Source organism: bacterium, from assembly GCA_030654305.1.
Lineage (GTDB): Bacteria > Krumholzibacteriota > Krumholzibacteriia > LZORAL124-64-63 > LZORAL124-64-63 > PNOJ01.
The window spans coordinates 1-11,880 of record JAURXS010000313.1 but is presented as its reverse complement, the minus strand read 5'-3'; the positions used below and the strand labels follow the sequence as shown (position 1 = coordinate 11,880).

6 protein-coding genes are annotated in these 11,880 nt (G+C 71.5%); 3 read left to right on the top strand and 3 right to left on the bottom strand.

Translation table 11 applies throughout. The annotated features are described in order from the left end of the window. Positions 1 to 723: RDD family protein (locus Q7W29_09050; GenBank protein ID MDO9171964.1), on the top strand; the 723-nt coding region annotated here is incomplete at its 5' end. Positions 724 to 732: 9 nt separating this feature from the next. Beyond that, positions 733 to 1,209, top strand: coding sequence for a hypothetical protein (locus Q7W29_09045; GenBank protein ID MDO9171963.1), 477 nt, complete (start codon positions 733 to 735; stop codon positions 1,207 to 1,209). Here the strand turns inward: Q7W29_09045 and Q7W29_09040 are convergent. The 3 genes from Q7W29_09040 to Q7W29_09030 are packed head-to-tail and all read right to left on the bottom strand — an operon-like array spanning position 1,206 to position 7,017. After that, on the bottom strand, positions 1,206 to 3,218 hold the full coding sequence (locus Q7W29_09040) for a DUF6029 family protein (GenBank protein ID MDO9171962.1): 2,013 nt from the start codon (positions 3,216 to 3,218) through the stop codon (positions 1,206 to 1,208). The genes Q7W29_09045 and Q7W29_09040 overlap by 4 nt on opposite strands. Positions 3,219 to 3,274: 56 nt before the next feature. After that, complete coding sequence (locus Q7W29_09035) at positions 3,275 to 5,338, bottom strand: FlgD immunoglobulin-like domain containing protein (protein ID MDO9171961.1); 2,064 nt, start codon at positions 5,336 to 5,338, stop codon at positions 3,275 to 3,277. Next, entirely contained in the window at positions 5,335 to 7,017 is a 1,683-nt protein-coding gene (locus Q7W29_09030; GenBank protein ID MDO9171960.1) for a PEGA domain-containing protein, read from the bottom strand. The genes Q7W29_09035 and Q7W29_09030 overlap by 4 nt, the downstream gene beginning before the upstream one ends. A 313-nt stretch (positions 7,018 to 7,330) precedes the next feature. Between Q7W29_09030 and Q7W29_09025 the strand changes: the two genes are divergently transcribed. Then, positions 7,331 to 11,880: C25 family cysteine peptidase (locus Q7W29_09025; GenBank protein MDO9171959.1), on the top strand; the 4,550-nt coding region annotated here is incomplete at its 3' end.

Here is an 11,880-nt window from a genome sequence, read left to right as displayed (position 1 = left end):
AGGCCCCTGGCCTCGTTCCGGCGGCGCGCGGCGGCCTTCGTCATCGACTTGGCGTTGGTCGGCGCCCTGATCGTCGTGCTGTTCGTCGGGTTGACGGCGCTGAGCTTCCATCGCAGCGACGGGCGCCTGTTCGCCGACCTGTGGGCGGCCCGCGCCGCGCCGGAGGCCGAGCGCCCCGCGCGCTATGCCGAAGCCGGGGGGCGGTTCCTGGCGATCATGGTCGCGCGGGACCCCGGCCTGCTGGACGACGAGGCGCGGGCCGTCCTGGACGCGGGCGGACCCACCGCGCTGTGGACGCACCTGAACCCCGAAGATGACGACACGAACTTGACGGTCGTCGGCGGCGCCTCGAAGATCGTCGCCACGCCCGAGGGCCGACGGCTCCAGCTCGGCACCGACGCCCTGATGGGCGGCATGGCGAACCTGTACAACGTGGGCTTCCTGTTCGTCGCCTGGTTCACGGCGGCGACGCGCCTGGGCCGCGGGCGCACGGCGGGGAAGCTGGTCGCGCGCACCCGGGTGGTGCGCCTGGACGGGCGCCCGCTGTCGTGGTGGGACTGCTTCGGCCGCGCCGGCGGCTACAGCGCCAGCGCGGCGACGGCCATGCTGGGTTTCCTCGAGGCGGCCTGGCATCCCAACCGCCAGACGATCCATGACCGGATCGCCGGGACGGTCGTGGTGCGGGACCCCGTTCCGACGGTGAAGGCAAAGGCGGCAACGTGAGGTCGAGCCATGCGTGAGCGTCTCGTCAGGGGAGCGGCCAGGGTCGGTCGCGCCACTCGCCGGCAGGTCGCGCTGCTGCCGCTGCTCGGCCTGATCCCGTCGTTCCTGCTGGCGACCTACTCCCTGACCCTGCCCTGGGCGAGCGGCCGGGCCTTCGCGGTCTGGCGGATCTCGCGCAGTCCCGGCGCGGCCATGCTGCTGGCGGTCACGCTGGCCGGCATGGTGGCCGCCTCGGTCACGGTCGCCACCCGGACCAACCGCCGCGACATCGCCGCCGTCGTGCACCTGCTCACCGGCGTGGTGATGTGCTTCGTGGCGGGCGCCGCCTTCCGGATGATCCAGGGTGCGAGCGTCAGCTTCCTGGGCCTGTTCGACGTGGCGTCGGTGAAGCCGGGCCCGGGGCTGCGCATGTTCGTGTCGGCGTCGGTCCTGGTCGTCGTGCTGGGCCTGTTCGAACTGTACCTGGCCAGGCGCCGTCGGCCCTAGCGCCCGCCGTCGGGGTCGAGCCGGAACGTGGCGTACAGCTCGACGCCCGAGAAGGCCGGCTCGTACTTGCAGACCCCTCCCGCGCAGACGTACCCGCCCAGCCGCTCCCCGGCCCACAGCGTCACCAGGGAACCCTCGGTCGGCGCCCAGCCCACCTGCGCGGCGGGGTAGGGGCCGGCCTCCTCCAGGAACTCGCGCTGGGCGGCGTACTTGTTGTTCGTCTCGAGCATGGCGGTCAGCGTCCAGCGCGGCGAGCGCGCGAACTCCAACGTGAAGAACTGCCGGTCGTAGGCGCCCAGGCCGCCGGAGGCGGTGCCGCTGTCCTCGGCGTGCTGGTGCTCCGCCTTCAGCGACCAGGAGTCGCGGTCCGTGGCGTGCCAGACCGTCTCGGCGACCAGTGTGGTGAAGGTCTCGTCGCGTTGCAGGCCCTTGCTGCGGACGTCGCGCAGGTCGAGCCCGGCGCGCACGAGGAACGGCCCCCACGACTCCCGCTGGACCTGGAGGTAGCGCTCGCGGAAGTGGCGCACGCCCGCCTGGCTCTCGAGGCGGCTGGCGTTGGCGAGGGCGCTCCAACCGGCGGGGCCGGTCCAGCTGGCTTCGGCCTGCCAGCCGCGTTCGTCGTCGGCGTCGCGCAGGTAGGGGTTGCGGTTCAGCAGCGTGTAGAGGTGCTCGCGCGTCAGCGACGGCGGGTTGTTCAGCGACGTGCGCCCGTCCGCCTGGTCGAGCACGGTGAAGCGCTCGAAGTCCATGACCTCGCACGACAGGCCCAGCGGTCCGGTCGCGGCGGCGGCGCCCGCGTACAGGCCGTGCCCCCAGTCCTCCCGCCAGGAGCCGGTCCCGTCGTCGACCCAGGCGCGCTTGGCCCCGAACTCCGCGTAGATATTGCCGCCGGCGCGCGCGAGCGAGGCGCGCCCGGACAGGGCGTAGTCGCGCAGCAGGGCGCCCTCGCGCACCGGGGTCGCCGGTCCCGACCAGGTCAGCACCGTGCCGCCCAGACCGATGCCCGCGAACGGGTCGGCCTCGACGTCGAGCCCGCGCACGTCCAGGTCCAGCGCGCGCGGGGCGCCGGTGAAGGCGGCGGCGCGCCAGCGCTCGCCGCGCGCGCGGACCAGCAGGCCGTCCAGCGCCGTGTCGGTGCGCAGCGTGCGGTCCTCGTGGGCGGCGAACAGCAGCCCGCGCCCGAACATGCCGTAGAAGTGCCCGGCCCGCGCCTCGACGACGCGCCCGCGGTACTGCGCGAAACGGTGGCGCAGCTCGTTGCCGCGGTCGCCCTCTTCGGCGGGCTGGCGGGCGTCCAGCAGCGCGCCGACGGAGAACCGGCCGCGCGAGTGGATCACGTCGAGCCAGTTCTCGGCGATCTCGCGCTGCGTCTCGGTGCTGTAGGAGTACTCCAGGCGGTCGGCGATCCGGGTCGCGCCGGCATCGGCGCCGGTGTCGTCGCCGTCGGGGGCCGTGTGCTCGCAGACCTCGGCGCCGGCGGCGTCCGGCGCCAGCAGGCGCGACACCTCGGCCCGCAGGAGCAGCTCGTCGCCCCCGCGGTAGCCCGTGTGGCGGTAGACCTCGCGACCGGTCGCGTCGTGGAGCAGCAGTAGCGGCATGGTGCCGCCGACCTGCATCAGGCGCTGGACGTCCCCGGCGGTGTCCAGCACGACGACCAGGTCGTCGTAGCCCTGGGCCGCCACCCAGGGGGCCACCTTGTGCACGCTGCGCGGCGAGTCGACGTTCACCGCCAGGACGGTCAGCTCGCCGCGCGTGTCGGCGGCGAGCTGCGACAGGTGGCCCAGCTCCTTCAGGCAGGGACCGCACCACAGGGCCCAGAAGGAGACCAGCACGGGCCCGCGGTCGAGGGCTTCGTGGAAGCTCACGGGCCGGCCCTGCAAGTCGTTCAGGGTCCAGTCGGGGACGGCGCGCTCGGCGCCGCGCGCGCCGGCGGCCGTCAGCAGCGCCGACAGCAGGACGGCCGGCAGCAGTCGCGCCGGCCGGAGCGGCAACCGGAGGTGCAGGGCCATGTCGCAGGGTCCCTTCGTCGTGCGGGGGCCGCTCCCGAGGGGGCGGCCCGGCGATATCATTTCACGAGCGTCAGCTTGATCGTGGCCGTCGCCTCGTCCGTCCGCACCACGGCCAGGTACAGGCCGCCGGCGACCGGCGCACCGCGGTCGTCCGTGCCGTCCCAGGTCAGGGTGCGGTCGCCGGGCGCCAGGGGACCCCGCCAGAGCGCGCGCACTCGGCGGCCCTCCACGTCGTGGATGTCGACCGACACCGGCACGGCGGGCGCGTCCCCGCCCAGCGTGAAGCGCAGCGTCGTGGACGGGTTGAAGGGGTTCGGATGGGCGTCCGCCGCCGCGATGGCCGCGGTGAGCGGGGTCGCCGGGGCGGCGACCGTCGTGTCCTGCAGCCAGTCCAGGATCCGGTCCATCAGCGCGGCGCGCTGGGCGGCGGTGGCCACGCCCTCAAAGCCGAAGCCCAGGGTGACGATGCGGGCGCCGTCGCGCCCGAAGCGCACGGCGGCGGCCCGGCCGGGCGCGTAGAGCAGGCAGGCGCGGGCGTTCGGCGCCGCAGCCAACTCGTCCGGGTAGTCCTGGTTGTCGGCGCCGTCCCCGCCGGCGATGGCGAAGGCCAGGCCGTCGCCGATCGGGTCGCCGGCGACCCCGGTCAGGGAGGTGTCGTACGAGTCGTCGGCGACGAAGGAGGCGCCGGTGGCCGCCTCGTACCACGCCAGCGCTTGCGGACCGCCGTCGGGGCTGCCGGGATCGCAGAGGCCGAAGGCGAGGTCCTGCCCCGAGAGCAGCAACTCGCCGCCGGCGTCGAGGCGGGCTTCCAGCAGGTCGCGGTCGCCGGCCGGCAGGGCGGGCACGGCGAGGCCGGCGTTCCAGACCACGACGTCGAACCAGGACAGGTCGGCGGCCGAGGGCAAACCGAACGCGACGCGATCCCAGTCCGTCCAGGTGCGGCCGGCGGTCCCGACGGCGGCCGTGAAGTAGGGCAGGTAGGGGTGCGCCGGATCGCCGTCGACGACCAGGACCGTCGCGCCCGGGGTGATCACGCGGAACGTGCGGGTGAAGGCGATGGCGGCGTCGCCGCGGCTGGTGACGGTGACGGTGACGTTCCCCGTCGCGCCGGCGGTCGAGGGCAGCACGTTCACGCCGACGTGCTGCTCGGTTCCCGCGGCCATCGTGGCGACGACGTCCGTCACCCAGGGCGGGTAGCAGGTGCTGCCCACGCAGGCCGAGACCGACCAGCCCGGCGTCGCGGCGTCCAGGTGGATGTCGTAGGTGTCGGGCTGCAGGCCGAGATTCTCGAGCCAGCCTTCCATGCGGATCAGCGTGCCGGTCGGGGAGACGGCGGCGTAGCGGTCGGAATAGTAGGCCGCGGCGTAGTCGCTGCGCGGCAGGTCGCTGCCGGCCTGCAGGACCTCCCGGGTGGCGTCGTCCTGGACCCAGGCGACCAGGTGCAGGTCGGTGTCGTACCACGCCGGCGCGACGGCGACGGGGAATTGGAAGACCAGCGAGTCGCCGGTCTGGATGGTGAAGGAGGTCCCGGCGTCGGTCGGGGCCAGGTCGCGCAGCGACCAGTGGAACGCGGTCTCGCCGTTGTCGCCGGGCGGCGAGGCGAACGTCTCCAGCTCGTCGACCACGGCCACGCGCAGCTTCAGGACGCCGACGGGCGGCGCGGCCACGGCCTTGACGCCCACGACGGCCGTCACCTGGGTGGCGCCGTTCCACTGCGAGGCCACGACCACGCGCAGGGGGGACAGCCGGTCGCGCGCCGCGTCCACGGCGGCGTCCAACGCCGCGGCGTCCCCGGGCGTCGGCGCGTTCGCGCCGCAGGTGAACAGCTCCGGCACGTTCTGGATGCCGTAGGCCTGGACGCGGGCCGCGATCTCCGCGGGCGCCGCGAGGTAGAAGGGGTCGGCGGGCTGCGGCCATTCGACGTGGTGCTGCACGTTGAGCAGCTCGTGCCGCCCGTGGCCGGCCATGGCCTGGGCCGTGACGGGGTTGGCGGTCGCGCAGCCGGCGCAGCTGACGTTGGTGAACGTCTCCAGCAGGACCGTGCGCGGGATCGGGTGGGCGGCGGCGACGGTGGCCGCGGCCAGGGTGATCAGGGCGATGGCGGCCGTGGTGCGTTTCAAGGGCGGTTCCTCCCGGCGGGCGTTCGCCGCGGCGCCGGCGGGTCGAAGGCCGCGCCGGCCTGCAGGATCTCCAGCGTGGTTTCGTCCTGGACGAAGGCGATCGCGGCCAGATTGGCGGCGACCCAGCCCGGGACGAAGGGGATCGAAGCCTGGTAGGTGCGCGACTCGCCGGCCGCCAACGGCAGCGGCGCGGTCGGGAGCGTCGTGAACTCGCGCATGATCCAGTGGAAGACCGTCTCGCCGTAGCTGCCCGGCGGCGTCGCGTAGACCACGGGGTTCTCCACGATCACCAGGTGGAGCTGCGGCTGCGTGGAGGACACCGCGCGCGCGGCCGTCACGGTGACGGTCACCTCGAGGCTGGCCGCGTGGAAGTCGGCCACCTCGACCACCACGGCGAAGCCCGGATCCTCCGCCAGAGCCGCGTCGAGCAGCCCCACCATCTCCCCGTAGCCGGGGTAGCCGTGGGGCTCGACGACCAGGTCGCCCTCGAAGAAGAGCGAGGGGCAGGCCCAGTCCCAGGCCGTGCTGGCCTGGTAGAAGGACAACCGGCCCATGTTGTCGGCGGGGTTGGCGGCGTAGTGCGGGTCGTAACCGCCGATGGGCTCGCTGTACTTGATGCTCACGACACGGTCGTGCCCGTAGCCGCCGATGACCTCGAGGTTGTTCAGCATGCCGTTCATGGCCGGACAGCCCTCGCAGTTGACGCCGGAGGCCGTCTCGAACAGCACCACCTTGCGGGCGGCCAGCGTGAAGTCGGCGGCGGCCGAGCCGCCGGCCGTGACGGTCCGCACCAGCGGGACCGGCGCGCGGAACCCGGCCAGGGCGACCGCGACCTCGACGACCGCCGCCGGGCGCGTGAACGAGCAGGGGGTGACCTCGCCGGTCGGCTCGCCGTCCAGCCAAACCGCGGCGCCCGGCGGCAGCGAGGTCACCGCCAGCGTGCCGGTGTCGCCGACGGGGGTGAGCGCGAATCCGGCGGTGATGGTGTCGCCGACGGCCACGGTAGCCACGACCTGCTCGGGCTCGACCAGGAACTGCTCGCGCGCCACGGTCACGACGTGGTCGCCGGCGGGCAGGTTGAAGAGCCAGGGGGTGAGCCGGCCGGTGGGGGAGCCGTCCAGGTAGATGTCGGCGCCGGCCGGGGTCGAGACGACCTCCAGGCCGCCGGCGGGCAGCAGCGTCACGTCGAGACCGGGGTTGGCGGCGGCCAGCACGTCCACCAGGCGGCCGCCCGCGGGATCGGCGTAGCCGGCCAGTCGGAGTTCCAGCGCGTGTTCACCGACCACCAGATCGAACGTGCTCGGCGTCGTGTACCCGCTGTCGGACCCGTCGACCAGGATCGCGGCGCCGGCCGGGTTCGACGTCACCGTCACGGAGCCCAGGGCGGCCAGCGCGAACTCGGCCGTCGCGAGCTCACCCGCGGTCACCGGGACGTCGCGGACCGCCGGGGTGACCAGGTGGCCCGCCAGCGACACGGCGACCCGGTGCGAGCCGACGCCCAGCAACAGCGAAACGGGGGTGGTCGCGCCGGTCGCGACGCCGTCGATCAGGACGGCGGCGCCGTCGGGCGTCGAGACCACCCGCAACTCGCCGACGGGCGCCTCGCGCCCGCAGGACCAGCAGCAGACCAGGGTCAGCAGCAATGCCGAGACGATGGCCGGGCGACGCCGCGGAGCCATGGAGGATCCCGTCGTTGAGCTTTTGGCGGGGGCCGACTGTCCACAATCCTACAAGACAGGCAGGTGATCGTCAACGCGTTGGGCGTCCGCACGTTACGGGAAATGATATCCAAAATCACCGCAAATGAGATATATCATATCTTGATTTACCGTGTGATGTTTGCTGATCGATTGTCATTTATCGCTTGGGATCAGTTTCGGTCATGCTACAATGAATCCCCCGCCATTGATTAGGTCGATTCCTTTCCACTCAATTCGTTGCGAGTCCTAACTTGACACGTCTCGCAGTAACCCTCGGGAAAGGACCACAGTCATGCGTTTGAAGTTGATGCTCTTGACGACGGCCGTCGTCGCCCTGGTCGCTTCGGCGGCCCTCGGTGCGACCGGCGCCATCCCCGTCAAGGACGGACCCAACGCCATGCAACTGGTTGCGCAGCGCGGCGAAGCGCTGAGCTACCAGGTGTCGATCGGCGAGCTGTCCGCCCTGGATGTGGCGACCAAGGCCGGGGACTTCACCCGGCTGGCGATCCCCGGTTTCCACAGCTCGATGGTGGAAGGGACGCCCGAGTTGCCCATGATGAACCGGCTGATCGCCCTGCCCGCCGGCGCGCGCGCGCGCGTCGAGGTCGTGTCGGTCTCCAGCCGCACCTTCAACCTCGCCGATTTCGGCATCGACAGCCCGCTGATGCCGGTCCAGCCCAGCGTCAGCAAGAGCGCCGACCTCAGCGCGCTGCCCTTCGTCTACGACCGCGCCTCCTACGACACCGACAAGGTGAGCCGGGAACTGGTGAAGGTCGTCGACATGGGCGTCCTGCGCGCCTACGGCGTGGGCCGCCTCGAGGTCTCCCCGGTGGAGTACCTGCCCCGCACCAACCAGATCGTCGTCCACGACGAGATCGAATTCCGCGTGGTCTTCGACGGCGCCGACAAGTCCTCCCAGGACTACCGCGTCGCCAGCACCAACAGCCCGTTCTTCGCCCCCATCTACGGGATGCTCGACGGCGCCAAGACGGTCCACGACGACAATCCCGACATCGTGCGCGACGTCGTGACGATGGTCATCGTCACTCCGGCGATGTTCGAGGCCCAGCTCGCGAACTTCGTCCAGTGGAAGACCGAGCGCGGCTTCAACGTGATCGTCGGCGTGATCGGCAGCCCGCAGGTCGGCTCGACCACGACCTCGATCCAGGCCTACCTGCACGGCCTCTACAACGCCGGCACGCCCGAACTGCCGGCGCCGAGCTTCGTGATCTTCGTCGGCGACATCGCCGAATGCCCGACGTTCACCGAAGCCGGCGACTCGACCGACCGCCCCTACTGCTCGGTCGACGCCGACCTGTACCCCGAGATGTACTACGGCCGCTTCTCGGCCACGAACAGCTCGCAGCTCCAGGCCATCCTGGACAAGACGATGATGTACGACCAGTTCACCATGCCGGATCCCAGCTATCTGGCCGAGGTGACCATGATCGCCGGCGTGGACGGCTCCTACGCGCCCACCTACGGCAACGGCCAGATCAACTACGGCACCGAGCACTACTTCAACGCGGCCCACGGCCTGACCAGCAACACCTGGCTGTACCCGGCCTCCGACGGCGCCGGCGCCCCGGCGGCGATCGTCCAGACCTGCAACGACGGCGTGTCGTACATCAACTACACGGCGCACGGCAGCGAGACCAGCTGGGCCGACCCCGCGATGACCCAGGCGAACGTCAACAGCATGACCAACGCCGGCAAGTACTTCATGGCCGTCGGCAACTGCTGCCTGACCTCGACCTACGACTACGCCGAGTGCTTCGGCGAGACCATGATCCGCGCCCCGAACAAGGGCGCCATCGGCTACATCGGCGCCTCGAACTCGACCTACTGGGACGAGGACTACTGGTGGGGCGTCGGCTACCACGCCTCCAGCGAGATCGACGGCACGGCGTGGCCGGTCGAGCACACCGGCATCGGCGCCTACGACGGCGTGTTCCACGACCACGGCGAGGCCATGACGCAGTGGTACGTGACCAACGACGCGCTGAACTTCGCCGGCAACCTGGCCGTGTCCCAGTCCGGCTCGTCCCGCATCACCTACTACTGGAACATCTACAACCTGATGGGCGACCCCTCGCTCTCGACCTACATGGGCGTGCCCGGCACGAACCCCGTCAGCCACGTGCCGACGCTGTTCACCAACGCCGTGACCTTCGCCCTCGACGCGGCGCCCGGCAGCTACGTCGGCCTGACCCAGAACGGCGTGCTGATGGCCGCCGGCACGGTCGGTGTAGGCGGCTCGGCGGTCCTGGACCTGAACGGGTTCCTGACGCCGGGTTCGGCGCACCTGGTCGTGATGATGCAGAACCTCGAACCCTACATCGTCGACGTGCCGGTCATCGTGCCGGCCGTGGTCTCGATCGTCCCGTCGGCCATCGACGCCAACGTGACGACCCCGGTGACCGTGACGGTCTACGAGGAGGACGGCGTCACCCCGATCGTCGGCCTGGACGTCTGGGCCGAGGGCCTGGGCTACACGTCGGCCGCCGTGGCGACGAACGCCTCCGGCGTGGCCGTGATCAGCGTCACCTACCCGTACGGCCCCACGGTGGACGTCGTCGGGAAGCGTCCCGCCGATCCGTACGAGCTGTTCCGCGAACCCCTGACGGTCAACGCCCTGACCCTGACGTCGCCGGACCTGACGGTGACCACGGACATCGGCATGACCGACCTGTTCCCGCTGAACCTGCCCGGGACCCTGCACGCGACGTCCGGCGAAGCCGGCGCCACGCTGCACGCGGTGCTGCCGAACGGCAGCGAGCAGTCGACCGGCGCCTCGAGCCTGACGCTGACCGCGGCCCAGACGGGCGTGATCACGGGCATCATCGCGCTGAGCGGCTACGACCTGTACACCGAGACCTTCGACGTCGTCGAGGCCTACGGCCAACTGACGGGCCACGTGAGCCTGGGCGGCTCGCCGGCGGTCGGCGCGGTCGTGCGCGGCCTGGACGCCGGGATGGTCGAGGTGTTCTCGGCCACGACCGACGCCGCGGGCGACTACGACGTGGGCGAAGACGTCCTGGTCGACGACTACACCATCGTGGTGGACTTCTTCGGCTACCTGCACTTCGAGCAGGCGATGTTCCTGAACTACGGTCCCAACACGTTCGACGTCGCGATGGTCGCGGCGCCCTCGGGCGTGCTGACGGGCCTGATCACCGACTCCGTGACCGCCGAGCCCCTGCAGGGCACCGTGAAGGTGTACCGCGGCGACAACGGCGCCCTGTACACCGAGACGGCGAGCGACGCCTCGGGCGCGTTCACGACCTCGGCTCTGCCGTACTTCACGTACACGGTCGCGGTGCGCGCCTCGCACCACGTGCCGGCGAGCGTGGCGGTCGAGATCGACGGTGCGACGGTCGTGAAGGACTTTCTGCTCGACCCGACCAACGGCGACATCCTGATCGTCGACGACGACACCGTCGCCCGCCAGGCTCCCGACAAGTTCGACGAGAAGGGCGGGCTGATCGCCGCCGGCTACGAACCCGGCGGGGAGCGCTCCACCACCGCGATGGCGGCGGAGCTGGAGGCGCTCGGCTACGGGGTGACCGTGCAGCCGTCGGCGACCACCGTGCCGGCGGATTGGCCGCTGTACGACCTGGTCGTCTGGGCCAGCGGCGCCAACACCAACCCGCTCGCCAGCGCCACCCTGCGCAGCGCGCTGATCGTGCACGTGCAGTCCGGCGGGCACCTCCTGCTCGAGGGCGGCGAGGTGGCCTACAAGCACAACGCCACCGGGGCCTTCGCCTCGACCGTGATGCACACCAACGACTGGAACCACGACGGCAGCGGTTCGCTGACCGTCGCCGCACCCGCCCACCACGTGATGTCCGTGCCGAACGTGATCGCCGGACCGATCGCGATCACCTACGCCGGTTACGGCGACCAGGACGGCGCGGCGCCCCTGGCCGACGCCGTGAAGGTGGGCGCCTGGGCGACCTACCCGGCCGACGCCGGCGTGATCTGCTACGACCCGAACCCCGCGCCGGCGGGCGGCCAGATCGCGTTCTTCACCTTCAACTACGCGGCCCTGAACGCCGCGGGCCGCGCGCCGCTGCTGGAGAACACCGTGCTGTGGCTGCTGACGCCGGAGTCCGGCGCGGGCAGCGTGAGCGGCCACATCGACCTGCAGGGCTCGGCCGACGACTCGGGCGCGCTGGTCGAGGCCATCCCCAACGGCGGCTCGACCTACACCAACGCGGCGGGCAACTACAGCCTGCCCGGCCTGTACGCCGGCAGCTACACGATCCGCGCCAGCAAGTTGACGTGGAGCATCGCCTCGACGTCGGTGACGCTGGCCGAGGGCCAGCAGCTGACGGGCGTGAACCTGACGCTGACCTCGGTCAGCGAGCTCAACCAGTGCCTGCAGCCGGCGCTGCCGATCGCCGACTACGCGACGGTGACCAGCGTGATGCCCCTGTCGATGGGCGCGGGCGTGACCGTGACCAGCGTCGAGGTGTTCGTGGACATCACGCACACCTACCAGGGCGACCTGACGGTGGACCTGAGGTCTCCGGCGGGCACGACGGTGCGGCTGCACAATCAAACCGGCAGCGGCACGGACAACATCTACGGATGGTATCCGGACACGCTGACCCCGGCGGGGGATCTGGGCCTGTTCGCGGGCCAGGTCCTGGACGGCAACTGGACGCTGACGGTCGCGGACATGGCCGGCGGCGACATCGGCACGCTGGACGAGTGGTGTCTGAAGATCGTGTACGGCGGCGGCTCGACGGGCGCGGGCGACGCGCCGTCGGTGCTGACGTTGTCGCAGAACTACCCGAACCCGTTCAACCCGTCGACGAAGATCTCGTTCGCGGTGCC

Bases quoted from the DNA above. Each gene is read 5' to 3' on its own strand.
- Q7W29_09030 (MDO9171960.1), bottom strand. From the start codon at position 7,017: ATGGCTCCGCGGCGTCGCCCGGCCATCGTCTCGGCATTGCTGCTGACC.
- Q7W29_09040 (MDO9171962.1), bottom strand. From the start codon at position 3,218: ATGGCCCTGCACCTCCGGTTGCCGCTCCGGCCGGCGCGACTGCTGCCG.
- Q7W29_09045 (MDO9171963.1), top strand. From the start codon at position 733: ATGCGTGAGCGTCTCGTCAGGGGAGCGGCCAGGGTCGGTCGCGCCACT.